Origin of the sequence: Pelagibacterium sp. 26DY04 (assembly GCF_031202305.1) — a bacterium.
Lineage (GTDB): Bacteria > Pseudomonadota > Alphaproteobacteria > Rhizobiales > Devosiaceae > Pelagibacterium.
The window spans coordinates 1,635,412-1,661,445 of sequence record NZ_CP101731.1 but is presented as its reverse complement, the minus strand read 5'-3'; the positions used below and the strand labels follow the sequence as shown (position 1 = coordinate 1,661,445).

Sequence of the window (26,034 nt, the reverse complement as noted above, 5' to 3'; positions counted from 1 at the left end):
GCCCGTCTGAGCGCGCCGATTGCTCCGTCCGCGCTCACCATAGTCAATGAACTTCGTCTTGCAAGGGTGTCAACCGGATGCCGGTGGCACTCAATCCTTTTTGAGGGCCTTGAGCGCGGCAAAGGGCGAAAGCTCGGCCGGATCGTCCCCGGCCATGCCCTCGGGCAGTTCGGCTCCGGGCTTTCGGGGATAAAGATCGATGGCGAGGGCGAAAACCTCGAGGACCAGATCGGTCAGATCGATCTCATTGCCCTCGAAATAGTCCGGCAGATCATCGTCCTCGAGGTTGACGAAAATCTCGGCCCCCGCCGTGGCCTGGCTCGCCGCGTCCTGGCCAGGCAGGAAAATCCTGTCCACCGGCTCGTCAATATCCTGACTCACCGGGTCCCCGGTGACCACGCAAGGCTGGATGACCGTGCCCTTCACCTGCCCTTGTGCCCTTACGCCGCCCCGGAAGCGCGATGCCGTCACCTTGGCGGAAAAGTAGGTGACCTCGCTCACCTTGAGCCGCTCGGCCAGCGCCTCGCGCTGCTCCTGATCCGTTTCGATGGTCACGACCCGCCCAGCGGCGGGGATTTTGTCGACCTTGATGATCGCGTCGAGATCGAGCTGGTTTGGCTTCACAGTCATTTCGGTTCTCCGAACACAACCTTGCCACCCATGATGTCTTCGACGTTCTGGGTTTCGAGCAGGTCGTCGCAGAGCAGGATATAATCGGCAAACTTGTCCGCGGCCGGATGGGTTCCCCCGCCATGGAAGTTGCGCGAAACGAAGGCGACAAGTCTCGTGCGGTCGCCGGCGTCGAGTATCTCGGAAAGATTGGAGAGCATGCCGTAGAACAGCCCACCCATCTTTTCGATCCGCTTGCCGATGGAAAGGTCGCCCACCCCCATTTCGCGCAAGGATCGGTCCATGTCCTTGAAGAAGCAGTCGAAGACGTCCTGGGCAAACGCCCTGCTCTGGGCTTCGCGCGAGCGCAGCTTGCGGAAAACCAGAGCCGCGTGCAGCGAAATCATGTCGAACCGGCCTGTCAGTGTGTCCGCAACACCCCATTCGGCGTAGAAAACCTCGCGCCGGGATTGCGCCACAATGGCATTATAGACGGCGTAAACGGGCTCGGAGAGCTTGGTCTTGCGGAATAAGGACAGGATCATTTCATCTCGGTCTCGAAGGCGAGAAAGACGGCCAATCATATATGGAAATCCATTGGCCGCTTGCCAGAGTCGTGCCTTGACGGCTAAACAACACGTAAAATTCCTGGCGCATTGTCGCGAGGCTATAGTCGAGAGAGTTGAGGAAAGTCAATTCATGACCCTGCGTTCCGCCCTTGTCCGCCTGTCCCCCCTTGCCGCGGCCGTCGCCCTTGGCCTCACGCTTTCGGCCTGCTCGGGCTCCGGCCTCGTTGCGCAGCGTACGCAGGGCTATGTTCTGCCCGAGGATGCGATTACCCAGATTCGTCCCGGTGCGAGCCAAGACCTGGTGCGTGTCGTCCTCGGCTCGCCGCAGACGACATCGACCTTCTCGGGGGAAACGGCCTGGTACTATGTGGAAACCAAGGTCAACCAGACCGCTTTCGGACTGACCTCGGTGCAGGAACGCACCGTGCTCGCCGTCTATTTCGGCTCCGACCGCCGCGTCACCGACCGGGCACTCTATACGCTCGAGGACGGACGCGTATTCGCCATCGAACAGCGCCGCACCGGCTCGTTCGGCGAAGACCGCAACTTCCTGCAGACGCTGCTGGCTTCAGCCCTCTGAGGCCAGCGCATCGCGCCGCTTTAGCCCCCGATTGCGCAGATCGGTCCACCCCAAAAGCAGGATGGCCGCGACCGCTATCGGCATGGCGATGAGGTTGACCATTTCCCAACCGAACAGGTTGAGAAGCACCCCCGCCCCGATCGAGGCGATGGCATTGGTGCCGAACACCAATTGCTCGTTGATCGCCTGCACCCGCGCGCCCTCCTCGGGCCGGTAGGCGTTGGACAGCATCACCGTCGAGCCGATAAAGCCGAAATTCCAGCCAACGCCGAGCAGGACGAGCGCGACATCGAAATGCAGCGTCGTGATGCCCGTCAGCGATGTGCCCGCGCTCGCGATTATCAATAAAAGCCCGATAGCTATCGTCAGATGCGGTCCGATCCGCCCGATGATCGTTCCGGTGATAAAGCTCGGCGCGAACATCGCCACGATATGCCACTGGATGGAATTGGCTGCATCGGCCGGCGCGTGACCGCACAGATGCACCATCGCCAAAGGCGCGGCGACCATCACGAAGGTCATGAGCGCAAAGCTCGCCATTCCGGTCAGCACCGGCACGAATATCTCAGGCGTGCGCAGCAATTCGCCCATCGGGCGACCTTGCTCGGAGGCTGGCCGCTTGGGTTCGCCCTTCGGCAAACGCGTAAAGCCAAGCAGCAGCATGGCGGCAAGCGACAAACCGGCGAGCCCGATGAATGATCCCGCATAGACGGCGCTCGGCACGGCCTCCGAGGTCACTGTCGCCAGCCGCGGTCCCAGGAAACCCGCCAACACGCCGCCGAACATCACCCACGACACCGCCCGCGCCTTGCCCTCGGGCGGCACGCTGTCGGCGGCGGCAAAGCGATATTGCTGTCCGAACGCCCCCGCGGCCCCGATCAGCAACATGGCGGCGGAAAAGATGATGAAGCTATGGAGATAAAGTCCGAGCGCGGCCACCAGCCCGCCCGTCCCGGCAATCGCCGAGCCGAGCACGAAGCCGCGCGTCCTGCCCAAGCGATGCAAAAGAATCGCCGCCGGCCCCGCCATCAACGCGACGCCGAGAATCATCACTGTCGTCGGCACTGTCGCAAAGGCCGGATCGAAGGCCAGCGTAGCGCCCGCGAGAGCGCCAACCGCCATAACCATGCCCTGGGAAGAGCCAGCCACCGCCTGCGCACCCGAGAGAAGGAGAATGTTGCGCAGAGCGGCCATGGGATTGTCCGATTCAGGGTTGGGGTTTGTCCCCAGCATACCCCTCGGAATATTTCCGCGCCACCGCGTCGAGCACGCCGTTGACCATGCCGGGTACCTCGTCCTCGTAAAAGGCGTTGGCGACGTCGACATATTCGCGGATCACCACCTTGAAGGGGATGTCCTTGCGCATGGTCAATTCGAACACGCCGGCCCGCAGCAGCGCCCGGAGCGTGGCATCGATCCGCGTCATCGGCCAGCCGCCCTGCAGGGCGGCGTTGATGATGGGATCGAGCTTGACCTGGTTCTGAACCACGCCGCGCACGATATGGCGGAAATAGTCGGCATCGGCGGGCAGGTATTGATCGCCCTCGAGTTCGCGCCCCAGCCGGAAGCTCTCGAATTGGCTGAGGGTTTCCTCCAGCGTCTGCTCGCCCACATCCATCTGGTAGAGCGCCTGCACGGCGGCCAGTCGCGCCGAGCCGCGCTGGTTTGCCGGTTTGATCTCGTGGTCGGTGGCCATGGCTCAGTCCTCCATCAGCCGGGCGCGCAGCGCCGCCATGGACATGGCCGCGACCGCCGCGCCGCCGCCCTTGTCCTGTTCGGACATCCGGGCGCGGGCCCAGGCCTGCGCTTCGTTCTCGACGGTCAATATGCCGTTGCCGAGCGCGATACCGTCCGAGATGGAAAGATCCATCAAGGCCCGCGCGCTTTCGCCCGAGACGATCTCGTAATGGGTCGTCTCCCCGCGGATGACACAGCCCAGCGCCACATAGCCGTCGAATTCGTCGCCCTTGAGTTCCGAGGCCATGGCGATGGCTGCGGGAACTTCCAGAGCGCCGGGCACGGTCAGCACTTCGTAGGAAGCACCCGCCTTTTCGAAGGCCGCGGCCGCCCCTTCGAGCAGCGCGTCGGCGATATCGTTATAAAACCGCGCCTCGACAATGAGGTAGCGTTGCCCTTCGGCCGAGCCGGGCGCAATCGCGAAGGTGTCGCCGGAACTGGCCATTTCTATTCCTGCTTCGTTTCGATAAGCCGCGCCGCATAGCGCGCCATGAGATCGACTTCAAGGTTCACGACGTCGCCCACCTGATAGTCGGGCCAGTTTGTCGCGGAAAGCGTATGCGGGATCAGGTGCACCGAAAAGCGGTTGCCCTCCACCCAGTTGACGGTCAGCGAGGTGCCGTTGAGCGCCACCCCGCCCTTCTTTGCAATGAACCGGCTCAAATCCTGGGGCGCTTCAAAGACAAACGTGATCTGGTCGCCCATATCGCTCCGCTCGACGATCGTCGCGAGCCCATCCACATGCCCCGAGACGATGTGCCCGCCCAACTCGTCGCCGATCTTGAGCGAGCGTTCGAGATTGATCCGCCGTCCAGCCTGCCAGTCGCCGACGCGCGTTACGTCCAGCGTCTCGCGCGCGGCGAAAACGTCGAACCAGTTGCCCTCGTCGGTTCCCTTATCGGTGACTGTGAGGCAAATCCCCTCGCACATGATCGAAGCGCCAAGGTCGATGCTTGCCGGATCGTAGCGCGTGCCGATCCTGAGCCTGCGCCCGTCGTTGCGGTCTTCGACGGCAACAAGGGTGCCGATGTCGGTGATAATGCCGGTGAACATATGTGCTCAGATCTTTTCGAAGGTCGTGAGCATATCGCACCCCAGCCTCCGACTTTCAACCACGCCGAAGCCCAGTTGCGCCAAACGTTCCGGCAATGATGAGTGAACACTGGCGGGCAGACCTTGGGCGCCAATAGTTGTTTCCCCTGAAAGCAGGTGGAAACGGTCGATCAGCCCGGCATCGAGGAGCGCATCATTAAGCCCTGCCCCACCCTCGACGAGCACGCGCCCTACACCCCGATCCGCGAGCGCACTTAAGGCCAGCCCGGCATCGGGATAGCCATCCCTCCCGCCGACCCAGACCACATCCGCACGTTCGAAGATTGATTCAACTTTCCCTCTTTCGGCCATGAAAACAGTCTCTTGGCCCGTATCCGTCGCAAAGAGAGTCAAGCTTTCCGGCAGTTTTCGCCCCGCCATGACCACCCGCAGCGGCCTGCGATCGTTGAGGCCAGCCAACCGAACGTTAAGCCTGGGGTTATCCAGCCGCGCCGTCCCTGCCCCGACCATCACCGCATCGTGCAGCGCCCGCTGCATATGCGTCCATCGCCGCGCCTCCTCACCGGTGATCGCGACATTGCCCTCGCCCCGCCGCCCGATCATGCCGTCCCGGGAAACCGCCAGTTTCGCGGTGATGAAGGGGCGTCCGCGTCGAATGCGCGAGAAGAATCCCTCATGCAACCGCTCGATGAACGACAGGCCGCTTCCGACGTCCACGGAAATGCCGGCTGCCTTCAGCTTTTCGATGCCTTGTGCGGCGGTGCGCGGATCGGGATCGGTGGCTCCGCACACCACCCGCGCCACGCCCGAGGCGATCACCGCATCAACGCAAGGCGGCGTTCGACCCCAGTGGTTGCAGGGCTCGAGCGTGACGTAGAGCGTTGCTCCTCTTGCCCGCTCGCCCGCCATCGCCAGCGCTCGCGGTTCGGCATGCGGCCGCCCGCCGGTAGCCGTCACGCCGCGTCCCAGCACGATCCCTCCGTCGGAAATGACGAGGGCACCCACGGTTGGATTTTCCGCAGTCGTGCCGCGATACGGCATGGCGATGCGCGCAGCCGCCTCGAGCCAGCGCAAATCGGCTGGCGCGAGGTCGCTCACCCCCTGTCCTCGGGAAGGTTGGGCTCGTCCGATCCCATGTCGGTGAGGAAGGACTGGAAGTCGTCGGCACTGGCGAAGTTCTTGTACACCGAGGCAAAACGGACGAACGCCACGTCATCGAGCCCCTTGAGCCCTTCCATGACGTATTCGCCGATCTGATCGGACGTCACCTCGACATCGCCCAGGCTTTCGAGCTGGCGTACGACGCCCGAAATCATCCGCTCGACCGTTTCGGGGTCGACCTGACGTTTCCTCAGCGCCGTATAGACCGACCGCGAGAGTTTCTCGCGGTCGAACGGCACCTTGCGGCCCGATTTCTTGACCACGGTAAGGTCACGGAGCTGCACCCGCTCGAAGGTCGTGAACCGACCGCCGCAGCCGTTGCAGACACGGCGGCGGCGGATGGCGTTGGAATCCTCGGTGGGCCGGGAATCCTTGACCTGCGTATCGTCGTTCCCGCAATAGGGGCAGCGCATGGGCTTATCCGTAAATCGGGAAGCGGGCGGTCAGTTCGAGAACCTTTTCCTTCACCTGCGCCTCGACAGCCCCGTTGTTGTCCTCGCCATTGGCGGCCAGCCCGTCGATCACCTCGACCATGAACGCGCCCACCTGGCGGAACTCCTCGGTGCCGAACCCGCGCGAGGTCGCCGCCGGCGTTCCCACGCGGATGCCCGAGGTGATCGCCGGCTTTTCGGGATCGAACGGCACGGCGTTCTTGTTGCAGGTGATGTTGGCGCGTTCGAGCGCGGCTTCGGTGGCCTTGCCGGTCACCTTCTTGGGCCGCAGGTCGACAAGCATCAGATGATTGTCGGTGCCGCCGGTCGCGATCTCCAGCCCGCCCTTCACCAAGGTTTCGGCAAGAACCTGAGCGTTTTCGACGACTTGCTTGGCATATTGCTTGAACTCGGGCGTCAGTGCCTCGCCGAACGCCACGGCCTTGCCGGCGATCACGTGCATCAGCGGACCGCCCTGGATGCCAGGGAAAATGGCCGAATTGACCTTTTTGGCGATGTCCTCGTCATTGGTCAAAATCAACCCGCCGCGCGGTCCGCGCAGCGTCTTGTGCGTGGTGGTCGTTGCTACGTGAGCGTGCGGGAACGGGCTCGGGTAAACGCCCGCTGCGACCAATCCGGCCACATGCGCCATATCCACGAAGAGATAGGCCCCGACCTCGTCGGCGATCTTGCGGAATTCGGCCCAGTCAAGAATCCGCGAATAAGCCGAGAACCCGGCCACGATCATCTTGGGCTGATGTTCCTTGGCAAGCTGGCGCACCTGGTCCATGTCGACCCGGCCGTCCTGCTGGCGCACGCCGTACTGGATGGCGTTGAACCATTTGCCCGACTGATTGGGCTTGGCACCGTGGGTCAGGTGACCGCCGGCGTCGAGGCTCATGCCGAGGATGGTGTCGCCCGGCTGCAGCAGCGCCTGATAGACGCCTTGGTTGGCCTGCGAACCGGAATTGGGCTGCACATTGGCGAAACCGCAGCCGAACAGTTCCTTGGCGCGGTCGATGGCAAGCTGCTCGACCACGTCCACATACTGGCAACCGCCGTAATAGCGCCGGCCGGGATAACCTTCGGCGTATTTGTTGGTGAGCACCGAGCCCTGGGCTTCGAGCACTGCTTTGGAAACGATGTTCTCCGAAGCAATCAGCTCGATCTCATGCTGCTGGCGACCGAGCTCGTCGGCAATCGCCTTGGCAACGATCGGATCGTGATCGGCAATCGTGCGGGAGAAGAAATCAGGGAAAAGCGGTGCTGTCCCGGTGGCGCTCATCGGCGGACCCTCGACCTGTTGCAGAAAGGATGAATGGCAAGCAAGCGCGCTCCGCATAGCATGGCAAAGCTTGCGATTCCAAGCGAAGATCGGACAGTGCTGACAAGTGGCCGCAGAGTGGCCCTGCCCTGCGCCTTACCCCTGGGCTTCGATCCGCCGCCGAAGCTTGGCGAGCGCGAGGTTCTTCATCTGCATCTGGGTGGCGCTGGCGGGGGCGATCACGACCACCTCTATGCCGGTCGCAACATCGATCGCCGCCACGCGAACCTGCGGCCCGGCCTGGTGAAACTCGAACAGAACTTCCCCGCCGGGCTGCTGGTTTGTCATTGCCACCGGACTAGGCGCTGATCTCGGGGAAATCGACCTTGCCCTGCGCGTCGAACTCATAAACGTCGTCACGGAAGCTGACCACGCCATTGCGGTTCGCCCAGGCCGTGAAATAGGTCATGAAAATCGGCACCGGGTTGCTGACATTGGCGTCGACCCGCTCGCCGGAGGCGAAGCGCGAGTTGACGTCGATGATATCGTAGCCGGAATCGCGAAGAACCCAGGCAACGAATTCGGCAACGTTGGCGACGCGCACGCAGCCCGAGGAGTGGAAGCGGGCGTTTTCCGAGAACAGACCCTGCTGCGGCGTGTCGTGGAGATAGACCGCGTGGGGGTTGTGGAAGTTGATCTTGACGTGCCCCATGGAATTCTGGGCGCCCGGATCCTGCCGGAACGTATAGTTCACGGCCTCTTCGGTGTTCCAGTCGATGGCGCTCTGAGGCACTTCGTTGCCGCTGCCGTCGAAGATGCGGATCGAATATTCGTTGAGGTAGTTCGGATTGTCCCGCACGAGCTGGATGATGTCGCGGCGGATAATGGAAACCGGCACCGTCCAATAGGGATTGAAATTGATCTGGTGAATGCGGCTGCGCAGGATCGGGGTCTGGCGATCGATCTTGCCGACCACCGCCGTGTGACGGCGCCCCACCTGCCCGCCTTCGATCGCTTCGATCGCGGCGGCGGGAATGTTGACGTTGACGTAGCGATCCTCGAGGCGCCCCTCGAGCCCGCGAACGCGCTCCATATTGAGCTTGATCTGGTTGAGGCGCGTCGCGGTCGGCACCTTCATGGCCCAATAGGTATATTCGTCGATCATGCCGTTGATCTGCAGGCCGTGACGAGCCTGGAAGCCACGGACGGCGCCATCGAGCTGGGCGTCGAACTCTTCGATCAGCGGGGTATCCTGCGGAAGGTCACCGGTGTGCGCGAGATAGGTGCGCAGATCGCGGACCGGCTTGCGGTCCGAGCCCAGCCCCAGCCGGAAGATCGATTCCGGCACGTCGGGCCAGCCGCCGATCGCGGTCAGGCGTTCGTAGTATTCGGCGACGCGCTGCAGGTTGAATTCGGTATCCACCGAAACGATCGGATCGAACCCGCCGATGGCGTCCATCGCCTGGCGGGAATTCATCTCCAGCTCTTCCTGGGTCACCGTCTTGCGGCCATTGCCCAGCAGATTGCCGAAGAGCGACTGGGAGAGTGCCGGCATCGGGAACGCTGCCGAGGCCGCCAGGGCCGTCATGCCGGTTACGACCGAACGCCGGTTGAGTTTTCCTTTAGTGTCGCGCATGCCTTTAGTTCACCTATCGAGAAACGGTAGAGACGATCGGTCTTTTGCCCCAATTCGGGCCAGGATCACAACGCCCTCACCGGACTTTGACCGCCGTTGGAATTTTCGGGAGCGTCATATATCGACAAATGCTCGCTAAAAAGAGTTTGCGGCGCAAATAAGAAACGCCGGCCTTCCGGCCGGCGTTTGATTTTTCAGTGTGGCGTCGATACCACAAAGATTGGGCTCAGAGCTTGTAAAGGATCTGGTCGACCCAGAAACGTTCGAGACGCGAGAGCGCCGTGTTGAGCCCCGAGAAATCCGATTCGCCGAGCCCGCCGACCTTCTCGATCGAATTGAGGTGGCGTTCGTAGAGTTCGTCGATCACCTCGGCCACTTCTTCCCCCTTGGGCGTCAGCCGGATGCGCACCGAGCGGCGATCGGTCTTGGAACGCTCCTGGAAGATATAGCCGGTCTCGACCAGCTTCTTGAGATTGTACGAGACGTTCGAGCCCAGATAGTAGCCGCGGGTCCGCAGCTCGCCGGCCGTCAATTCGCTGTCGCCGATGTTGAACATGAGCAGCGCCTGGACGGGGTTGATGTCGTCCCAGCCCATGCGGTCGAACTCGTCCTTGACGAGGTCGAGGAGCCGGCGATGCAGACGCTCGACGCGCGAGACCGCTTCGAGATAGAGCGGCTTGAGACTCTGCCGGGGAGCGTCTGCCTTTGCAGCGGAAAGATTGTTAGCCATTTGGTTCTGCCTCACTGTATTTTTTAGCGCGATTTTTCGCGTCTGTGAGGGCAACCTACACGGGCTCGGCATAAGATCGGTTTAAGAGACACGCTTAACGGTATCTTACGGGAAAACTTGGGCTTTTTTGGTTTTCAGTTTCTTACGCCCGTATTGAAAACGCTAACCTTTACCGGTTCTTGCGCTATCTCGAGGACAGCAAACCCCGCCGGATTGCCGGCCTTGCTAACCGGCGGCGAACGTCCTCGCGCCCGCTCCTAAAAGGGGCCTGCACGACCCGCCGAGGTCAGTCGACGATCTGCCGGTGGGCGGCCCGTCGGGCAAAGACCAGCAGCGCAAAAGTTGCCAGCATGACAGCAAGTTTGAAGATAAAGCCCCACAAACTGAGACTAACCCATGCGCTGCCGGCGAGGTAAAGCACGACCTCGACGACGAGCGATCCGGCCAGAACGACTGCCCCCCAGGGCGCATGTATCCACAACCCCACTGCCGCAAACAGCCGCATCAGGCTCAATCCGGCGAGCAGCAGGAACCCGATAAGCCCCATGGCAACGATCGGGCTGGTCGCTCCCGCGCCCAGACCGAGCAGCCGCGTGGCATCGCCCAGCCCCATGAACAGGCTGACCAGTGCCAATATGCGCGCAAGGAACCCGGCGGGTTCGGTTCTGAAATCCATCTGAAGAATCCCCCGTCTGCCGATTGCTAACGCGATTTGCCCGGACCGGACAAGCTTTGCATCCTCGCCTGCCCCTGCTAATGGACACGGGCCCATTAATAAGGACGAAGACGATGGCCTGGCAAAAGCACGACATGGAGTTTCTGGGTGGACGCCGGCTGCGCCGGCCGCGCATGGCCGGCTGGAGCCGCGATCTGGTTCGCGAAACCACGCTCACGCCCCACGATTTCATCTGGCCGCTGTTTGTCGTCGAGGGTCAGAACGAGCGCCAGCCCGTCGCCTCCATGCCGGGCGTCGAACGCCTCTCGATCGATCTGGCCGTCCAAGCCGCCAAAGATGCCCATGCCGAGGGCATTCCTGCCCTGGCGTTATTTCCCAACACCGACCCCTCCAAGCGCACCGAGGATGGCCACGAAGCCACCAATCGCGACAACCTCGTCTGCCGCGCGCTTTCGGCCATCAAGGATGCCGTTCCCGAGATCGGGCTGGTCGCCGACGTGGCGCTCGACCCCTACACCAGCCACGGCCATGACGGGGTGATGGCGGGCGAGGAAATCCTCAACGACGAAACCGTCGCCATCCTGGTCCAGCAGGCCCTCGTCCAGGCCCGTTCGGGCGCCGACGTCATCGCGCCGTCCGACATGATGGACGGCCGCATCGCCGCCATCCGCCAGGCGCTCGACGATGAGGGCATGGAAAAAACCATAGTCCTCTCCTACGCCGCCAAATACGCCTCGGCCTTTTACGGCCCCTTCCGCGAGGCGGTCGGCTCGGGCGCCCGCCTCAAGGGCTCCAAGCTCACCTACCAGATGGACCCGGCCAATGCCGAGGACGCCATCCGCGAGGTCGAGCAGGATCTGGCCGAAGGCGCCGACTGGATCATGGTCAAGCCCGGCATGCTCTATCTCGACATCTGCCGCATGCTCAAGGATCGCTTCGACGTGCCGCTGTTCGCCTACCAGATCTCGGGCGAATATTCGATGATCTCGATCGCCGCCCAGGCGGGTGCTCTCGACCGAGACGCGGCCATGGCCGAAAGCCTTCTGGCCTTCAAGCGTGCCGGCTGCTCGGGCATCCTCACCTATTTCGCCCTGGATATGGCTAGAAAGCTCAACGCCTGACGCGCATGCCCTTGTAATCGGCGCTTGCGCACCAACATGGAAAGCAAGCTTGAGGAGCATGGACCATGGCAACCGATTTTCTTGGCCGCATCGTGCGTGACGATCTCCCGAACCCGGCCAATTCGCCCGAATTGTTCGAAGGCATCCTGACCCGCCGGGTCTTCGCCTTCCTGATCGACTGCGTGATCATGGGCATCCTGGTGACCCTCGTCACGCTGGTTGCCGGCGTGCTCGGCATTTTCACCTTCGGGCTCGCCTGGCTGTCCATTCCCATCATCATCCCGGTGACTTTCATTGCCTATTACGCGGCCACACTGGGCTCGTCCTCGCGCGCGACCTTGGGCATGCGGGCCATGGATATCGTTCTCACCCCCACGCGCGAGGTCCGGCTCGACGGCTGGATGGCGATGATCCATGTCGTTCTGTTCTGGATTTCGACAACGATCCTCACCCCGTTCATCGTGCTCATCGGCCTGTTCACCAACCGCCGCCAGCTCCTGCATGACATGGTCGCGGGCACGCTGATGGTGCGCCGCTCGCCCATGGTCCGCCATTGGCGTGCCTATGCACATTCGGGCGAACCGGCTTAGAGCCGTTCAGGATTTGATTGCATCAAATCCTCGGCTCTAACCCTTTGTTTCGTCGCGTGTCCGAACCGCAAAACCGTTTCCATCCCCGGTCACTCCGGGACATGCTTTTGCTGGACACGCTCTAACCATCGCACATGCCGCGTTGCGCCTGATGGACGGTGCGATTACACTTGGCCCAACCCCAAACCGGGCCCGAGCGAGCATCGTTTATGGACCAGACGCCGGAAAGCGCACAGTTCTTCCTTACAGCGCCTTCGCCTTGTCCTTATCTGGACGGCAAACAGGAGCGTAAGCTGTTTACGCACCTGTCGGGCCGTCGCGCCTCGGCGCTGCACCACCTTTTGTCCGATCACGGCTTCCGCCGCTCGCAGAACCTCATTTACCGCCCGGCCTGCCTTGATTGCGATGCCTGCCAGTCGGTCCGCATCCGGGCGAAAGATTTCCAGCCCGCCACCCGCCACAGGCGCAACCTCAAGCGCAATGCCGATATCGCCGCCGAGGTCGTCGCGCCCATCGTCACCTCCGAGCAGTACGGATTGTTCAAGCGTTATCTCGAGGCCCGGCACGATGGCGGCGGCATGACGCAGATGAGCTATCTCGACTATGAGTTCATGGTCGAGGACACCCCGGTCCACTCCGTCCTCGTCGAGTACCGGCTGACCGAGGACGGGCCCGATGGCGCCGCGGGCCAGCTCGTCGCCGTCGCACTCACCGATCCGCTGCCCGACGGGCTTTCTATGGTCTACAGCTTCTTTGACCCGCAAATGAGCCGCCGTGGGCTCGGGACCATGATGATCCTCGATCACATCGCCCGCGCCCGCACGGCCGGGGGCTATCTCTACCTCGGCTATTGGGTCAAGAACTCGCCGAAAATGGCCTACAAGGTGGCCTTCCAGCCACTCGAGGTGCAGCGCGGCTCGCGCGGCTGGCTCCCCCTTGACCCCGATTGCGCGGATACGGACGCGGACTAGGTGAGGGCCATCGGAACGATACTGGCCGCGCTGGTCGCCGCAGGCTATCTGCTCGCATGCTGCCTTCTGGCGGCCATGGCGATCGTGGCCGCGCTGGGGTTCATCTACCCGGCCATGGACCTCTTCAACCATATCCAGCCGGTTTTGTTCTTCGGGCTGGCGGCGCTTGTGCTGGCGGCTCCGCTGTTCGTCCGCTTTCGCACCCTGCGGGCCCTGGCGCTCAGTATCGCGGCCACCGGGCTGGCCGCGTCGAGTGCAATCTATGTTCCCGAATTCGTCGCGGGCTTCATGTCTCGCAGCGCGGACACCGAGGCGGCGTCCACGTACCGACTGATGACCTTCAACGTCTTCGGCCGTAACGAGGAACCGCAATCGATCGTCGACAACATCGCCAGCGAGGATCCGGATTTTGTCGCGTTGCAGGAATACAGCCCGGGCGTACGCAGCGTCGTCCATCCGCTCCTGACCGAACTGTACCCGCACTTCCAATACTGCACCGGCGGCCAGCGCGCCTTTGTGGGGCTATATTCGAAACTCCCCTTTGAACCGCTCAACGAGGATGCCTGCTCGTCCTCGATCATGAGCCAGGATCGAACGGCACGGATTATCGTCCGTGTCGAGACCCAGGCAGGACCTGCCTTTTCGCTCGCCACCACCCATAATGACTGGCCGGCCCCCGTGACGCGCCAGGCCGAACAATTCGCCATGCTGCGGGACGCCCTTTCAACCGTGGAGCCACCCCTGATCCTCGTTGGCGATTTCAACTCCACTCCCTGGTCCTACACCTTGCGCGGCTTCGTCTCATCGGCCGGCCTGACGCGCCACACCTTCAACGTCCCCACCTTCCCCACGCTCTGGTACTATCTCCGCGACTGGCGCCCCACCCTGCCCTTCCTCCCCATCGATCATGTGATGACGCGCGGCGAGATCGCCATCCACAATCTGCGCACCGGCCAGCCAAGTGGCAGCGACCATCTGCCCATCATCGTGGAATTCTCCGTAGGCGAATAAGCGTCGCGGCGGCAGCCCAACTGCTTATCCCCACCATCACACCCCCCAACCGTCATCCCGGCCTTGAGCGGGATCCAGTACACTCAGCGCCTGAGCCCCAGCCGCAGCGCTCCCCCAAGAGCCCCCTTCTCCCCTTGAGGGAGAAGGTGCCCCGGAGGGGCGGATGAGGGGTGCGCTGAGCATCAACAATCACCGCCGGTGGCCGCTGATATGCCGAGCCCCCCTCATCCGACCGCTTCGCGGCCACCTTCTCCCACCAGGGGAGAAGGGTAAGAGGGACAACGCGATCACAGCGCCTGAGCCTCAGCCGTAGCGCTTCCCCAAGAGCCCCCTTCTCCCCTGGTGGGAGAAGGGCCGGGATGAGGGGGGCGCTGAGCTTGCGTCATGGCAAGAGCCGAAAACGGCGCGCATACCTTGCCCCGGGTCAAGCCCGGGGTGACACGGTGGGGGTGAGGCAGGACGCTGCCCCGTCTCCGCCCCCTCACCCCGCTCCACAACCGAGGTTTTCAGCAGCCCAACTGCTTATCCCCACCATCACACCACCCCCCCAACCGTCATCCCGGCCTTGAGCCGGGATCCAGTACACTCAGCGCCTGAGCCCAAGCGCAGCGCTTCCCAAGAGCCCTCCTCCCCTTGAGGGAGAGGGTAAGAGGGAAAACACAACACCGTGCTTGTTATCCCCAGCGCTCCCCCAAGAGCCCCCTTCTCCCCTGGTGGGAGACTTCGAGCCGTCCTTTGGCCAATCGTGCCGGTGGCACGATTGGAGGTGAGAAGGCCATGAGAGCTACGCTCGAATGGCAGGGGATGAGGGGGCGCTGAGCTTCCACAAACACCGGCGCAAAAACTTATCCCCGCCCTCCCGGTTTCCCCCATACTCTCTCTCACGATCCCGCGCATATGGACGCAAGCGCTACGAACGTTTGGGCGGGATCGGTTCGGGTTCCTCACGGGTCGCCGTGGGGAAGGCCCAAAGCGGACAGATGGCCGGATGTGGATAAAAGGTGTGAGCGGACCACCAATCCAATCACTCCCACGTCGCACCGGGGAAACCCGGAGGGGCAGCGAGGGGACGGCCGGGAGGTTGGCAGAAAAAGTGGTCCCCACTTTTTCGGTTCGACCAACCGACCCACTAAACACTCTCAACAACCCCCAGCCCGAGAAGCCGCCATAAGCCAAAATCCCGGACGCATGGGGCGATGATCGCTTCATACTAACAAATACAGCACGAGGCGTTCATCGCCCCATGCCGTCTATTGAAATCGCGATGACCCGAAGGCGCCGCCGGAGGGCGGTTTGGCATGCCCTGCCGGCAGCTTACCCCACGAACTTGTTGTTGCGCGGGAAGCCCGTCGGCGGTTGCCGGCCCGCTTGCGCACGGTCTCCAACCCAATCGCGCAATTCGTCCATCGACTTCGAAAAGGTCCGCCCAGACGAGTCCGTCCAGGTCAGCCCATCCGCCGCCCGGAACAGCTTGGCATCGGAAATCCCGCCGTCCTTGTACTTTTGCAGCCGCACGCCCTTGCCTCGGCTCATCTCCGGCAACTGATCGGCAGGGAACACCAGAAGTTTGCGGTTCTGCCCGATCACCGCGACCATGTCGCCCTCGGCCGGGACGCACAGCTTGGCTTCCTGGCCGGTGGAAACGTTGAGCACCTGCTTGCCCTTGCGGGTGTTGGCGATCATGTCGTCCTCGCCAACCACGAACCCGTTGCCGACGTCCGAGGCGATCAGCCGCTTTGCGCCGGGCTTATAGACGAAGAGGTGGACGATATCGGCTCCCTCTTCGATATCGACCATGATGCGCACCGGTTCGCCATGCCCGCGCCCGCCGGGTAGCTTATCGGCGCCCAGCGTATAGACCTTGCCGCCCGTGGTCAGCACCAGCAGCTTGTCGGTCGTCTCGCAGGTAAGCGCCAGTTTCAGCCGGTCATCGGTCTTGAAGCTCTGGCTCGCGACGTCGTTGTTGTGGCCCTTGAGCGCCCGGATCCATCCCTTCTGCGACAGGATCACCGTGATCGGCTCACGCTCGATCATCGCGGTTTCGATGTCGGCGAGATCGGTCTGCGGCGCGGCGGCGAACTGCGTCCGGCGCCGGCCGAGCTCGGTATCAGGCCCATACGCCTTCTTGAGTTCGCTCACTTCCGTGGTGATCACGCCCCATTGCTTCTTTTCCGAAGCCAGCAGCCCTTCGAGATGCCCTTTTTCCTCGGTGAGCTTGTCGAACTCGGTGCGGATCTCGATCTCTTCGAGCTTGCGCAAGCTGCGCAGCCGCATGTTGAGGATCGCATCGGCCTGAACCTCCGTGAGGTCCCAGCGCGCCATCATCACCGCCTTGGCATCATCCTCCTCCCGGATGATCCGGATCACCTCGTCGAGGTTGAGATAGGCGACAAGGTAGCCGCCCAGCACCTCGAGACGATGTTCGATCTGTTCGAGCCGATGCTGCGAGCGGCGGATCAGCACATCCTTGCGGTGGTTGAGCCAAGCCTTGAGCGCTTCGGCAAGGTTCATCACCCGAGGGGTAACGCCCTTGTCGAGCACGTTCATGTTCAGCGAGAACCGGCTTTCCAGCTCGGTCAGCTTGAACATCGATTCCATGAGCAGCACCGGATCGACGGTCCGCGCCCGTGGCTCGAGCACCAGCCGGATATCCTCGGCGCTTTCGTCGCGCACGTCCTTCAACAGCGGCAGCCGGCGCGCCAGCAGCAGTTCGGCGATCTTTTCGACCAGCCGCGATTTCTGCACGCCATAGGGAATTTCGGAGATGACGATGTTGTAGGTGCCGCGTCCGTTGTCTTCCACCTCCCACTTGGCACGAATACGGAAGCCGCCGCGCCCGGTGGTATAGGCCTGCTCGGTCGCCGCGGGATCATCCACCAGGATGCCGCCGGTCGGGAAATCCGGCCCGGGGACGAAGCGGATCAGGTCCTTTGCCGTCGCGTCGGGATTGGCCAACAGGTGCAGGCACGCGTCGCACAGTTCGGCGACGTTATGGGGCGGGATCGAAGTAGCCATCCCCACGGCGATGCCACTCGAACCATTGGCGAGCAGGTTGGGGAAATTGGAGGGCAGGACGACAGGCTCTTCATCCTCGCCGTCGTAGTTCGGCCGGAAATCGACGGCGTTCTCGGTGATCGCCTCGAGCAGCCGCGAGGCCACCTCGGTCATCCGGCTTTCGGTATAGCGCATGGCCGCTGCGCTATCGCCGTCGATCGAACCGAAATTGCCCTGCCCGTCCACCAGCGGATATCGCACGGCGAAATCCTGCGCCAGACGCACCAGCGCGTCATAGACCGACTGGTCGCCATGGGGGTGGTACTTACCGATCACGTCACCGACGATACGCGCCGATTTCTTGTACCCCTGCCCCGGATCGAGCTTCAAAAGCCGCATGGCGTGCAGGATGCGCCGGTGCACGGGCTTGAGGCCATCACGTGCATCGGGCAGAGCGCGCTGGGTGATCGTCGAGATCGCATAGGAAAGATAGCGCTCCTCTAGCGCACTCCTCAGATCGACGATGCGCTCATCCCCACCGGGCGGTTCCATGATGTCGGCCATAAGCCATCCTTGCGTGTTGGCGAATCAATTGCAGATTATAGCGCCGGAGCGATCCGATCGGCGCTGGGAAGAAAAAATCTTGTCCCCGTGTCGGCCAAGCTGAAGCACTATCGTCCTAGAAGCGCAATGCCGAAAACGGCCTCAAGGAGAGATCAATGCCCAAGATGATTTTCATCAACCTTCCCGTCACCGACCTGGCCGCCTCGGCCAAATTCTACGAAGCCCTCGGTTGTGAGAAGAACGCCCAGTTCAGCGACGAGAATGCCACATCCATGGTGTGGTCAGATGCCATTACCTTCATGCTCCTGAAACGCGACTATTTCGCCACGTTCACCAGCCGGCCCGTCGCCGAACCCAAGGATGCGGTCGGCGTGCTGCTCGCGCTTTCGTGCGACAGCCGCGAGGACGTGGACAAGACCGCCGAGGCTGCCGGCGCGGCGGGCGGCAAGCTCGACGTGCGCGAACCGCAGGATTTGGGCTTCATGTACCAGCGCGCCGTCGAAGATCCCGACGGGCACACCTTCGAGCTGGCCCACATGGATATGTCCAAGGTCGATTGGTAACGCTCACGCGCTCCGGGTCAGTTGCTCAATCAACCATTCCCGCGTCGAGGGCGGCTCGATCTGTCGGGCCGCCCAGACGTGCCGATCGAGGAAATGACCGGTCAGCCGGAATGCGGCGGCGACATCGCCATCATCGAGCGGCGCATTGCCCATTAGAAAACCGGGGAGTCGGAGCAGCCTGTCGCCATAGGGCTCGGCGGCTTCGCGGCATACCGCCCGGCCCGTCCGGGGCGAAACATGGGTGAGATTTTCATGCACCCCGGTCACCGCGCAGGTTTCCAGATCGAGCCCGAACCCCAACTCTTCCAAGAGGAACATCTCGAAACGGGCCAGTTCCGCCCCCAGCCACCGCCCTTCCCACTCGCCGTCGATCAGCGCCACGACCTCGCGCAGCAGCTCGTCATGCGGATCGCGCTCGGGCAAAAGCCGCAAATGGTCGGCCAGCAATTGCACGAGATAGAGCCGCTGGCGATCGGCCAGCATCTGGGCAGCCCGCACGCGCGTGGCTTCGGCCGTAAACGTCCCCAGATGGTCCTCAAGCCTTGCACGCCATGTCAACTGCGCCGAATTCCCCGGCTGCAGAAACGCCGCCTGCTTGGGCGACCGCCCGCCCCGCACCAGCCCCAGGCAGCGGCCGCGCTGGGGCACCATGGCTTCGAGGATAAGCGCCGACTCCCCGTGCCGCCTCACTCCGATGATCAGGCCTTCAGCAGACCATTCCATCTATTTCGTCCAGTCGAGACCCATCTCGCGGTAGCGCTCGGGATCGTCGGCCCAGTTGGCTCTCACCTTCACGAACAGGAACAGATGCACGTCGGTCTCGAACATCTCGATCAGCTCCTTGCGCGCCTCGGCCCCAATCGTCTTGATCGTTTGTCCCTTGGCACCGAGCACGATCATCTTATGGCTGTCGCGGGTGACATAGACCACCTGCTCGATCCGGTAGCTGCCGTCCTTCTGGACCTTGAAGCTCTCCGTCTCGACGGTGGCCTGATAGGGAATCTCATCGTGGATGCGCAGGAAAAGCTTCTCCCGCGTCACCTCGGCCGCAGTCAGCGCCAGGGTCAGGTCGGTCAAATGCTCCTCGGGGAAGTGCCATTCGCCCAGCGGCGCCTTTTCCCTGCACCATGCGATGAAATCGGCAACGCCGTCACCATTGAGCGCCGAGATCATGAAGGTGGTCTCGAACCGCGCTTTTTCGTTGATCGTTTGGGACAGTGCCAAAAGCGTGTCGCGCTTGACCTTGTCGATCTTGTTGAGCACCAGAACCTTGGGCTGGCGGATATTTTCCAGTCCGGCCAGCAGCGCCTCGACTTCGCCGTTCAGCCCTTTCTGGGCATCGACGATCAGCGCCACCATGTCGGCGTCCCCCGCTCCGGTCCAGGCCGACTGCACCATGGCGCGGTCAAGCCTGCGCTTGGGGGAAAAGATGCCCGGCGTGTCGATGAAGACGAGCTGCGTCTCATCGGTCGAGACAACGCCGCGCACCTGCGCCCGCGTCGTCTGCGCCTTGTGGGTGACGATCGACACCTTGGTTCCGACCAGCGAGTTCAGAAGCGTCGATTTACCGGCATTCGGAGCGCCGACGAGCGCCACGAAACCGCATTTGCTGGCCAATGTCTCGTTCTCGCTCATGCCTGGCTCTTCCATACGCCCTCGCGGAGCAGAAATCTTTCGGCCGCCTGGTGTTCGGCCAGTTTCTTCGACGTGCCTTCGGCCGTGATCGGCTCATGCCCGCGGACGACCACCGAAATGGTGAAAACAGGCGCATGATCGGGGCCCGACCGCGCGGTTTCCAGATAGGTTGGAGGTTCGAGCCCCTTGGCTTGCGCCCATTCCTGCAGCGCGGTTTTCGCGTCCGCCCTGCGGGCCTGCGCGACGTCGAGATTATCCCCGAACATGCGCGAAACAAAGGTATAGGCCGGCTCCAGCCCGCCATCGGCGTAAATTGCCCCGATCACCGCCTCGCAAACATCACCCAGGATCGCGTCCTTGTCGGCGCCCCCAGTCCGCGCTTCGCTCTCGCCAAGCTTGACGAACGAGCCCATGCCCAGCCGGCGGGCGACCTTGGCGCAGGTTTCCTTGCGCACGAGGCTGTTGAGGGTGCGCGAAAGCTCGCCCTCATTGGCCTTGGGCAGCCGTTTGCTGAGCATGTCGGCAACCACCAGCCCCAGCACCCGATCGCCCAGAAACTCGAAGCGTTGATATGATTCCGCTGTCCGTTTGGAAGGCGATACAGCGCTCGAATGGGTCAGGGCGCGCTGGAGCAAGGCGGGGTCGGCAAAGACATAACCCAGCCTGGCTTCCAGTGTTTCCCGATCGCGCGCCCGCAAACTCATTCGTAGACCGAGGTGAACATCCGGTCGAGACGGACGTTGCCCGGCCAGCGCCAGATCTGCCAGGGCGGGATGTTGTCGTTGATCGAGAAGAACCGCCACTCGGCCTTGCCCACGAAATTCTCGAACGGCACGAAGCCGACCGAGGACAGCGAGCGGCTGTCGAGCGAGCGGTCGCGATTGTCGCCCATCATGAAATAATGCCCCGGCGGAACCGTATAGACCCCGGTGTTGTCGAACTGGGTGTTGTCGGAAATTTCCTGAACCGTGTAGCTCACCCCGTTGGGCAGCGTTTCGCGATAGATGGTAACGGGCAGATCGACCCCGGTGCTGTCGCGGTCGGTGGTGGTGCCCACCTGCTCGCGCGGCACGGCCTCGCCGTTGATGTGCAGGATTCCCTCGATCATCTGGATCTGATCACCCGGCAGGCCGATCACGCGCTTGACGTAGTTGTCGCTCTGGGGCACCGGCCGGAAAACGGCGATATCGCCACGATTGGGCGCATTGCCCAGGATGCGACCATTCCAGGGCACCTCTGAATAAGGCAGCGAATAGCGCGAATAACCATAGGTGTATTTGGACGCCAGAATATAGTCGCCAATCAGCAGGTTGGACTGCATCGAGGCAGTCGGAATGGAGAACGGCTCAAAGGCGAATGTGCGGAAAACCAGGGCGATCAGCAGCGCTTGAACGATGATGACGATGGTTTCGCGCAATTCACCCTTGCCGGTCTTCTTCTTGGCGGCGTCCGACATAGGGGTACTCATGGTGCGAAAGATCTCGGGGCTCGTGTTACGGGACCGGTCCGGCCGGGTCAACCGGCAGGGCCTCGATGATGACGAAGGCCTGTGCCATGCCGTTATCGTCTGTGATGCTGACGTGAATATGGGCCGTATGTCCAGCAGGCACAAGGCGTGCAAGGCGCCGAGCCGCTCCGCCAGTCAGATGCATGGTCGGCTTGCCGCTGGGCAGGTTAACCACGCCCATGTCGCGCCAGAAGACACCGTTGGAAAGTCCAGTGCCCAAGGCTTTGGCACAAGCCTCCTTGGCGGCAAACCGCTTGGCGTAAGAAGCTGCGCGCAGACGGCGCCTGTCCGATTTCGCCCGTTCGATTTCGGTGAAACACCGATGCGTGAACCGCTCGCCGAAGCGCGCAAGCGTGCGCTCCACATGCGCGATCTCGCAAATGTCATTGCCCAATCCGATGATCATGCCGGCTCATCCTCGCTCTCCTGCGCCTTGGGTTCAAGCGCTCCCTCTATGCCCGAGATCGCATTGGCCTGGGCAAGACTGGCGCGTTGGACCCTCGATAGGCCCGGCGTGCGCTTGAGGGTGGCCAGAACGTCGGTCAACTGCGTCAGGTCGCGCACATCGAGTTCGAAGATCAACTCGTGCGAATCCGCAGCTAGGGCCCGCATCACAAGGTTGGAGATGTTGGCGTCGCACGCTGCGATGGCGCCGGTGATCTGGGCGAGAGAGCCCGGACGATTCTGCGAATACATCGAAACGATCGCCTTGAAGGTTTGCTCGGGCTTGCCCTTGAGGTCCCAGCGGACGTCGATCCAGCCCACATCCTTGTCATGGAAATCAGCCAGCGCTTCGGAATCCATGGGATACACCTCCATGCGGCCGCTCTGGTGGAAGATGCCGATGATGCGATCCCCCGGCACCACGCCTTCACGCGAAATATCGACCGGCATGTTGAAATCAAATCCCACCAGCGCCGCGAACTTCTTGATCGAGCTGTGTTGCCCGCCCGGCATGCGGAACTTGAAGTATTGCGCATTGCGCAGCGAGAACCATCCCTCGGCGTCATTGGCGACCGGCAGCGTCAGGCGCCCCTTGCGGCGGCGTTTGCCCTTCAGAGCGGTCGTTTCCTCGGCCAGATCGTCGGCGGTAATCCGCCCCTCCCCGATCGCGGCCAGCATCGAATTGCGGTCTCCGATATTGAAGCGGGCCGCAAGCGCCACGATCTCGTCCTCGTTGAGGTCGAGACCTTCGCGTTCGATCACCGCCATCAGCACCTGCTCGCCCAGGGAGATTGCCCGCTGGAACGCACCCGCTCGCACAGCACGGCGGATCGCGGAACGCGCCTTGCCGGTTACCGCGATATTTTCCCAATTGGGTGGTGGGGTGTGATTGGGATCACGCAGGATTTCCACTTCGTCCCCCGAATGGAGCTGGGTGATGAGCGGCATGACCGTGCCGTTGATCTTGCAGCCTACGCAGGTGTCGCCGACATCGGTATGGACGGCATAGGCGAAATCGATCGGCGTTGCTCCCCTGGGCAGCGCAATCAACCGACCGCGCGGGGTAAAACAGAACACCTGGTCCTGGAAGAGTTCGAGCTTGGTGTGCTCGACGAACTCTTCGGGGTTATCACCCTCGGTGAGGCGGGCGATCGTCGAACGCAGCCAGGTATAGGCCTGGCTTTCTTCCTCGAGCTTGTGCATGTCGCCCGAGAGCGCTTCCTTGTAGAGCTGGTGCGCCGCGATGCCGAATTCGGCGATGGCGTGCATTTCCATGGTGCGGATCTGCAGCTCCACCCGCTGCCGTCCCGGCCCCACGATCGTGGTGTGGATCGAGCGATAATCGTTGGCCTTGGGGACGGAGATGTAGTCCTTGAACCGGCCGGGCACGACCTTCCAGCTCGTGTGGATCACGCCCAGGGTCCGGTAACACTGATCGATGGTATCGACGATCACGCGAAAGCCGATCATGTCGGAAAGCTGTTCCAGAGCGATCGCCTTGCGCTCGATCTTGGAGTAGATCGACCATGCCGATTTGAGCCGGGCCGACACCTTGGCCTTGATCCCCTGCTCGCTCAGATGGTCTTCCAGTTCGGCCCGGATTTCGGCGATGATCTCCCGGCTCGATGTTTCCATCTGCGCCAGACGGCTGGTGATGGCGTTGTAGTGCTCGGGGTGAAGCGTCTTGAACGAGAGATCCTCAAGCTCGTTGCGCATGTCCTGCATGCCCATGCGGCCGGCAAGCGGCGCATAGATATCCATGGTTTCCTGGGCGATGCGGGCGCGCTTGTGCACCGGCATGAATTCGAGCGTGCGCATGTTGTGCAGCCGGTCGGCCAGCTTGACCAGCAACACACGCACATCCTGCGATATGGCCAGCAGCAGCTTGCGTAGGTTCTCGGCTTGCGCCTCTTCCCTGGAAACGAGATTGAGCCGCTCGATCTTTGTCAGCCCGTCGACGATCTGGCCGATCTCGGTGCCGAACATCTCATCGATTTCGGCGCGGGTGGCGTCGGTATCCTCGATGGTATCATGGAGCAATGCGACGGCGATAGTCGCGTCGTCGAGCTTGAGGTCGGTCAGGATTGCGGCCACTTCGAGCGGATGGGCGAAGTACGGATCTCCCGAGGCGCGTGTCTGGCTGCCATGCTTTTGCATGCCATAGACATAGGCCTTGTTGAGCAGATTTTCGTCGGCGTGGGGATTGTAGGCCAACACGCGTTCGACAAGCTCGTACTGACGCATCATGCGTCCGAATACTCCGAAAAAAGGAACCGCAAACTAGAAAGGCGCCCGACCGTGAGCCAGACGCCTTTCTAAAATATATAGATAAAGGCTTGCGCCGATCAATCGTCGCGACGCTCGGGGGGCGCCAGCGACTCGATGCCGCGGAGCAGTTCTTCTTCGCTGATCGTGTCGAACACCGGTCCATCCTCGTCCGAGGAGGTCTCGATACGCGGGGCGATTTCCTGCTCGGGCTCGTCCACTTCGACGTATTTCTGCAGCGAGTGGATCAGATCTTCCTGGAGATCGTCGGGCGAAATCGTGCCGTCACCGATTTCGCGCAGGGCAACGACCGGGTTCTTGTCGTTGTCGCGATCCACGGTGATCGCGCCACCCGAGGAAATCATGCGGGCGCGATGGGCGGCCATGAGAACCAGTTCGAAGCGGTTCGGAATCTTTTCGATGCAATCTTCTACGGTGACGCGTGCCACAGCCGGTCTCCATTGCTTTGAGGGAAGCGAGCGGCCCTCTTACACGAGTGTCCGGTCAATGACAAGCATGCGTTCGCCCGAAGTCCTCACCCTAATTTTACACGGGCGGCGTGAACTTCTTTCCAACCTGCGGCGTTGAGCGAGATACACGCCTGCAAGATTTTTTCTGCCTTGATATTGTTTGGAGCTTTTGCCGGTAATGTTCGATCCACGGGAAAAGGTGGTCCTCTTCATCGACGGCGCCAATCTCTACGCCACGTCCCGGGCGCTCAGCGTCGATATCGACTATAAGCGGCTTCTGAGCCAGTTCCAGGATACCGGCTATTTGTTGCGCGCCTACTATTATACCGCCCTTGTCGAAGATCAGGAATATTCCTCGATCCGGCCCCTCATCGATTGGCTGGACTATAACGGCTATACCGTCGTCACCAAACCCGCCAAGGAGTTCACCGATGCCCAGGGCAGGCGCAAGATCAAGGGCAACATGGATATCGAGCTCACCATCGATGCGCTGGAAATGGCGCCCTATTACGACCATCTCGTGTTGTTTTCCGGCGATGGGGATTTTACGGCCCTGGTGGCGGCCCTCCAGCGCCGCGGCAAGAAGGTGACGGTGGCCTCCACCCTCACTACCCCTACCCCCATGATCTCGGACGATTTGCGCCGCCAGGCCGACTATTTCCTTGAGATCGCAACCCTCGCCAAAACGGTAGGCCGGCCCCAGGTTGACCGGCAGCAATCGGCCAAAGAGGATGTCACGCATTGATTCCAAGGCGTGAGACAACTCGTTCGTGACCACTCCCAATCCGCCATCCGATTGCCCCCTCTGCCCCCGGCTGGCCGAGTTCCGTCATCTCAACCGCGCCCAGTTTCCCGGCTGGCACAACGCACCGGTAGACAATTGGGGCGATGCAGCCCCCAGCCTTTTGATCGTGGGCCTCGCCCCCGGCCTGCGCGGCGCCAATCGCACCGGCCGCCCCTTTACCGGCGACTATGCGGGCGATCTCCTCTACGACACGCTCAAGATGTATGGGTTGGCTCAGGGCGAATACCGCGCCGACCCCAATGACGGGTTCGAGCTTGTCGACACCATGATCGTCAATTCGGTGCGCTGCGTTCCCCCGCAGAACAAGCCGACCGGGCCTGAGATCGCCACTTGCCGTCGGTTCCTGATCGCCACGTTGGCGGCAAACCCGCAGGCCAAAGCCTATTTTGCCCTCGGCCGCATCGCTCATGATTCCCTTCTGAGCGCGCTTGGCGAGCGCCGCGCGGCCTTCCCCTTCTCACATGGGGCCGAGCACAGGCTGAGCGATGGCCGAACGCTGATCGATAGCTTCCATTGCTCGCGCTACAACACCAACACCGGCCGACTGACGCCGGAGATGTTCCAAAGCGCCATGGGGAAAGCTGTAGCGGTGATAAGGAACTGATTTCTGGCGTTCTTTGCCGGAAGGATGCGGGGCAAGCAGAGGCG

Annotated in this window: 29 protein-coding genes; 8 read left to right on the top strand and 21 right to left on the bottom strand. The window is 62.2% G+C overall.

Annotated features, from left to right (window positions below; genetic code table 11):
- Positions 1-90 precede the first annotated feature (90 nt).
- Both NO932_RS08035 and NO932_RS08030 read right to left on the bottom strand, forming a co-directional pair.
- Positions 91-630, bottom strand: a complete 540-nt coding sequence (locus NO932_RS08035) for a DUF177 domain-containing protein (RefSeq protein ID WP_309210655.1) — start codon at positions 628-630, stop codon at positions 91-93.
- Positions 627-1,154: a ubiquinol-cytochrome C chaperone family protein gene (locus NO932_RS08030; protein ID WP_309161548.1), complete on the bottom strand. Its 528-nt coding sequence runs from the start codon at positions 1,152-1,154 to the stop codon at positions 627-629. The genes NO932_RS08035 and NO932_RS08030 overlap by 4 nt, the downstream gene beginning before the upstream one ends.
- Positions 1,155-1,308: 154 nt before the next feature.
- Here NO932_RS08030 and NO932_RS08025 point away from each other — a divergent pair, with 154 nt between their 5' ends.
- Positions 1,309-1,758 (top strand): outer membrane protein assembly factor BamE, encoded by a 450-nt coding sequence (locus NO932_RS08025; RefSeq protein WP_309210653.1) that lies wholly within the window; start codon positions 1,309-1,311, stop codon positions 1,756-1,758.
- Here NO932_RS08025 and NO932_RS08020 read toward each other — a convergent pair.
- The 11 genes from NO932_RS08020 to NO932_RS07970 all read right to left on the bottom strand — a co-directional run bounded on the left by NO932_RS08020 (position 1,747) and on the right by NO932_RS07970 (position 10,446).
- Positions 1,747-2,952 carry an MFS transporter gene (locus tag NO932_RS08020; protein WP_309210651.1) on the bottom strand — a complete coding sequence of 402 codons (1,206 nt, stop codon included), beginning with the start codon at positions 2,950-2,952 and terminating at the stop codon, positions 1,747-1,749. The two genes, NO932_RS08025 and NO932_RS08020, sit on opposite strands and share 12 nt — an antisense overlap.
- A gap of 13 nt (positions 2,953-2,965) precedes the next feature.
- Complete coding sequence (gene nusB, locus NO932_RS08015) at positions 2,966-3,454, bottom strand: transcription antitermination factor NusB (protein ID WP_309210650.1); 489 nt, start codon at positions 3,452-3,454, stop codon at positions 2,966-2,968.
- A gap of 3 nt (positions 3,455-3,457) precedes the next feature.
- Complete coding sequence (locus tag NO932_RS08010) at positions 3,458-3,940, bottom strand: 6,7-dimethyl-8-ribityllumazine synthase (protein WP_309210649.1); 483 nt, start codon at positions 3,938-3,940, stop codon at positions 3,458-3,460.
- A 2-nt stretch (positions 3,941-3,942) separates the two neighbouring features.
- Entirely contained in the window at positions 3,943-4,548 is a 606-nt protein-coding gene (locus NO932_RS08005; RefSeq protein WP_309210647.1) for a riboflavin synthase, read from the bottom strand.
- A 6-nt stretch (positions 4,549-4,554) separates the two neighbouring features.
- A complete protein-coding gene (gene ribD / locus NO932_RS08000; RefSeq protein WP_309210646.1) occupies positions 4,555-5,646 on the bottom strand; it encodes a bifunctional diaminohydroxyphosphoribosylaminopyrimidine deaminase/5-amino-6-(5-phosphoribosylamino)uracil reductase RibD in 1,092 nt (363 codons plus the stop codon).
- Complete coding sequence (nrdR, locus tag NO932_RS07995; RefSeq protein WP_309210645.1) at positions 5,643-6,122, bottom strand: transcriptional regulator NrdR; 480 nt, start codon at positions 6,120-6,122, stop codon at positions 5,643-5,645. Before nrdR ends, ribD begins: the two co-directional genes overlap by 4 nt.
- Before the next feature lie 4 nt (positions 6,123-6,126).
- Positions 6,127-7,425, bottom strand: a complete 1,299-nt coding sequence (gene glyA / locus NO932_RS07990; protein WP_309161558.1) for a serine hydroxymethyltransferase — start codon at positions 7,423-7,425, stop codon at positions 6,127-6,129.
- A 135-nt stretch (positions 7,426-7,560) separates the two neighbouring features.
- Entirely contained in the window at positions 7,561-7,752 is a 192-nt protein-coding gene (locus tag NO932_RS07985; protein WP_309161559.1) for a DUF6898 family protein, read from the bottom strand.
- Positions 7,753-7,762: 10 nt separating this feature from the next.
- A complete protein-coding gene (locus NO932_RS07980) occupies positions 7,763-9,040 on the bottom strand; it encodes a L,D-transpeptidase family protein (RefSeq protein WP_309210644.1) in 1,278 nt (425 codons plus the stop codon).
- Positions 9,041-9,266: 226 nt separating this feature from the next.
- The gene (ldtR, locus tag NO932_RS07975) at positions 9,267-9,770 is read right to left on the bottom strand and encodes a transcriptional regulator LdtR (RefSeq protein WP_309161561.1); all 504 of its coding nucleotides are present in this window, start codon (positions 9,768-9,770) and stop codon (positions 9,267-9,269) included.
- 286 nt (positions 9,771-10,056) lie between these two features.
- The gene (locus NO932_RS07970; RefSeq protein ID WP_309210643.1) at positions 10,057-10,446 is read right to left on the bottom strand and encodes a hypothetical protein; all 390 of its coding nucleotides are present in this window, start codon (positions 10,444-10,446) and stop codon (positions 10,057-10,059) included.
- A gap of 113 nt (positions 10,447-10,559) precedes the next feature.
- Here NO932_RS07970 and hemB point away from each other — a divergent pair, with 113 nt between their 5' ends.
- The 4 genes from hemB to NO932_RS07950 all read left to right on the top strand — a co-directional run bounded on the left by hemB (position 10,560) and on the right by NO932_RS07950 (position 14,139).
- The gene (gene hemB / locus NO932_RS07965; protein ID WP_309210642.1) at positions 10,560-11,567 is read left to right on the top strand and encodes a porphobilinogen synthase; all 1,008 of its coding nucleotides are present in this window, start codon (positions 10,560-10,562) and stop codon (positions 11,565-11,567) included.
- Between the two features lie 65 nt (positions 11,568-11,632).
- Positions 11,633-12,157, top strand: a complete 525-nt coding sequence (locus NO932_RS07960) for an RDD family protein (protein ID WP_309210641.1) — start codon at positions 11,633-11,635, stop codon at positions 12,155-12,157.
- A gap of 209 nt (positions 12,158-12,366) precedes the next feature.
- The gene (locus tag NO932_RS07955; RefSeq protein WP_309210640.1) at positions 12,367-13,128 is read left to right on the top strand and encodes an arginyltransferase; all 762 of its coding nucleotides are present in this window, start codon (positions 12,367-12,369) and stop codon (positions 13,126-13,128) included.
- Positions 13,129-14,139, top strand: a complete 1,011-nt coding sequence (locus NO932_RS07950; RefSeq protein ID WP_309210639.1) for an endonuclease/exonuclease/phosphatase family protein — start codon at positions 13,129-13,131, stop codon at positions 14,137-14,139.
- A gap of 1,314 nt (positions 14,140-15,453) precedes the next feature.
- On the opposite strand, the gene parC is transcribed toward NO932_RS07950, so the two are convergent.
- The gene (parC, locus tag NO932_RS07945) at positions 15,454-17,697 is read right to left on the bottom strand and encodes a DNA topoisomerase IV subunit A (RefSeq protein WP_309210637.1); all 2,244 of its coding nucleotides are present in this window, start codon (positions 17,695-17,697) and stop codon (positions 15,454-15,456) included.
- Positions 17,698-17,852: 155 nt separating this feature from the next.
- On the opposite strand from parC, the gene NO932_RS07940 reads away from it, so the two are divergent.
- Positions 17,853-18,260 (top strand): VOC family protein, encoded by a 408-nt coding sequence (locus tag NO932_RS07940; protein WP_309210636.1) that lies wholly within the window; start codon positions 17,853-17,855, stop codon positions 18,258-18,260.
- 3 nt (positions 18,261-18,263) lie between these two features.
- Here the strand turns inward: NO932_RS07940 and recO are convergent, their stop codons facing one another.
- The 7 genes from recO to rpoZ form a co-directional block, all read right to left on the bottom strand.
- The gene (recO, locus tag NO932_RS07935; protein ID WP_309210635.1) at positions 18,264-18,983 is read right to left on the bottom strand and encodes a DNA repair protein RecO; all 720 of its coding nucleotides are present in this window, start codon (positions 18,981-18,983) and stop codon (positions 18,264-18,266) included.
- Positions 18,984-19,895, bottom strand: coding sequence for a GTPase Era (gene era, locus NO932_RS07930; RefSeq protein ID WP_309210633.1), 912 nt, complete (start codon positions 19,893-19,895; stop codon positions 18,984-18,986).
- Entirely contained in the window at positions 19,892-20,599 is a 708-nt protein-coding gene (rnc, locus tag NO932_RS07925; protein ID WP_309161573.1) for a ribonuclease III, read from the bottom strand. The genes era and rnc overlap by 4 nt, the downstream gene beginning before the upstream one ends.
- A complete protein-coding gene (gene lepB / locus NO932_RS07920; RefSeq protein WP_309211001.1) occupies positions 20,596-21,351 on the bottom strand; it encodes a signal peptidase I in 756 nt (251 codons plus the stop codon). The genes rnc and lepB overlap by 4 nt, the downstream gene beginning before the upstream one ends.
- 37 nt (positions 21,352-21,388) lie before the next feature.
- Positions 21,389-21,808: a holo-ACP synthase gene (gene acpS / locus NO932_RS07915; protein ID WP_309161575.1), complete on the bottom strand. Its 420-nt coding sequence runs from the start codon at positions 21,806-21,808 to the stop codon at positions 21,389-21,391.
- Complete coding sequence (locus tag NO932_RS07910) at positions 21,805-24,093, bottom strand: bifunctional (p)ppGpp synthetase/guanosine-3',5'-bis(diphosphate) 3'-pyrophosphohydrolase (protein ID WP_309210632.1); 2,289 nt, start codon at positions 24,091-24,093, stop codon at positions 21,805-21,807. Before NO932_RS07910 ends, acpS begins: the two co-directional genes overlap by 4 nt.
- A gap of 98 nt (positions 24,094-24,191) precedes the next feature.
- Positions 24,192-24,560: a DNA-directed RNA polymerase subunit omega gene (gene rpoZ, locus NO932_RS07905; protein WP_309161577.1), complete on the bottom strand. Its 369-nt coding sequence runs from the start codon at positions 24,558-24,560 to the stop codon at positions 24,192-24,194.
- Between the two features lie 199 nt (positions 24,561-24,759).
- On the opposite strand from rpoZ, the gene NO932_RS07900 reads away from it, so the two are divergent.
- Complete coding sequence (locus tag NO932_RS07900) at positions 24,760-25,326, top strand: NYN domain-containing protein (RefSeq protein WP_309210630.1); 567 nt, start codon at positions 24,760-24,762, stop codon at positions 25,324-25,326.
- 25 nt (positions 25,327-25,351) lie between these two features.
- Entirely contained in the window at positions 25,352-25,990 is a 639-nt protein-coding gene (locus tag NO932_RS07895; RefSeq protein WP_309210628.1) for a uracil-DNA glycosylase, read from the top strand.
- Positions 25,991-26,034: the final 44 nt, after the last annotated feature.

Coding starts and splice junctions, on each gene's coding strand:
- NO932_RS07970 (WP_309210643.1), bottom strand. CDS start 10,446: ATGGATTTCAGAACCGAACCCGCCGGGTTCCTTGCGCGCATATTGGCA.
- NO932_RS07960 (WP_309210641.1), top strand. CDS start 11,633: ATGGCAACCGATTTTCTTGGCCGCATCGTGCGTGACGATCTCCCGAAC.
- NO932_RS07940 (WP_309210636.1), top strand. CDS start 17,853: ATGCCCAAGATGATTTTCATCAACCTTCCCGTCACCGACCTGGCCGCC.
- NO932_RS08020 (WP_309210651.1), bottom strand. CDS start 2,952: ATGGCCGCTCTGCGCAACATTCTCCTTCTCTCGGGTGCGCAGGCGGTG.
- NO932_RS07900 (WP_309210630.1), top strand. CDS start 24,760: ATGTTCGATCCACGGGAAAAGGTGGTCCTCTTCATCGACGGCGCCAAT.
- acpS (WP_309161575.1), bottom strand. CDS start 21,808: ATGATCATCGGATTGGGCAATGACATTTGCGAGATCGCGCATGTGGAG.
- NO932_RS08010 (WP_309210649.1), bottom strand. CDS start 3,940: ATGGCCAGTTCCGGCGACACCTTCGCGATTGCGCCCGGCTCGGCCGAA.
- NO932_RS08030 (WP_309161548.1), bottom strand. CDS start 1,154: ATGATCCTGTCCTTATTCCGCAAGACCAAGCTCTCCGAGCCCGTTTAC.
- rnc (WP_309161573.1), bottom strand. CDS start 20,599: ATGAGTTTGCGGGCGCGCGATCGGGAAACACTGGAAGCCAGGCTGGGT.
- NO932_RS08035 (WP_309210655.1), bottom strand. CDS start 630: ATGACTGTGAAGCCAAACCAGCTCGATCTCGACGCGATCATCAAGGTC.
- ldtR (WP_309161561.1), bottom strand. CDS start 9,770: ATGGCTAACAATCTTTCCGCTGCAAAGGCAGACGCTCCCCGGCAGAGT.
- NO932_RS07955 (WP_309210640.1), top strand. CDS start 12,367: ATGGACCAGACGCCGGAAAGCGCACAGTTCTTCCTTACAGCGCCTTCG.
- parC (WP_309210637.1), bottom strand. CDS start 17,697: ATGGCCGACATCATGGAACCGCCCGGTGGGGATGAGCGCATCGTCGAT.
- nrdR (WP_309210645.1), bottom strand. CDS start 6,122: ATGCGCTGCCCCTATTGCGGGAACGACGATACGCAGGTCAAGGATTCC.
- NO932_RS08025 (WP_309210653.1), top strand. CDS start 1,309: ATGACCCTGCGTTCCGCCCTTGTCCGCCTGTCCCCCCTTGCCGCGGCC.
- NO932_RS07910 (WP_309210632.1), bottom strand. CDS start 24,093: ATGATGCGTCAGTACGAGCTTGTCGAACGCGTGTTGGCCTACAATCCC.
- NO932_RS08005 (WP_309210647.1), bottom strand. CDS start 4,548: ATGTTCACCGGCATTATCACCGACATCGGCACCCTTGTTGCCGTCGAA.
- nusB (WP_309210650.1), bottom strand. CDS start 3,454: ATGGCCACCGACCACGAGATCAAACCGGCAAACCAGCGCGGCTCGGCG.
- NO932_RS07980 (WP_309210644.1), bottom strand. CDS start 9,040: ATGCGCGACACTAAAGGAAAACTCAACCGGCGTTCGGTCGTAACCGGC.
- glyA (WP_309161558.1), bottom strand. CDS start 7,425: ATGAGCGCCACCGGGACAGCACCGCTTTTCCCTGATTTCTTCTCCCGC.
- era (WP_309210633.1), bottom strand. CDS start 19,895: ATGAGCGAGAACGAGACATTGGCCAGCAAATGCGGTTTCGTGGCGCTC.
- lepB (WP_309211001.1), bottom strand. CDS start 21,351: ATGTCGGACGCCGCCAAGAAGAAGACCGGCAAGGGTGAATTGCGCGAA.
- NO932_RS07985 (WP_309161559.1), bottom strand. CDS start 7,752: ATGACAAACCAGCAGCCCGGCGGGGAAGTTCTGTTCGAGTTTCACCAG.
- recO (WP_309210635.1), bottom strand. CDS start 18,983: ATGGAATGGTCTGCTGAAGGCCTGATCATCGGAGTGAGGCGGCACGGG.
- hemB (WP_309210642.1), top strand. CDS start 10,560: ATGGCCTGGCAAAAGCACGACATGGAGTTTCTGGGTGGACGCCGGCTG.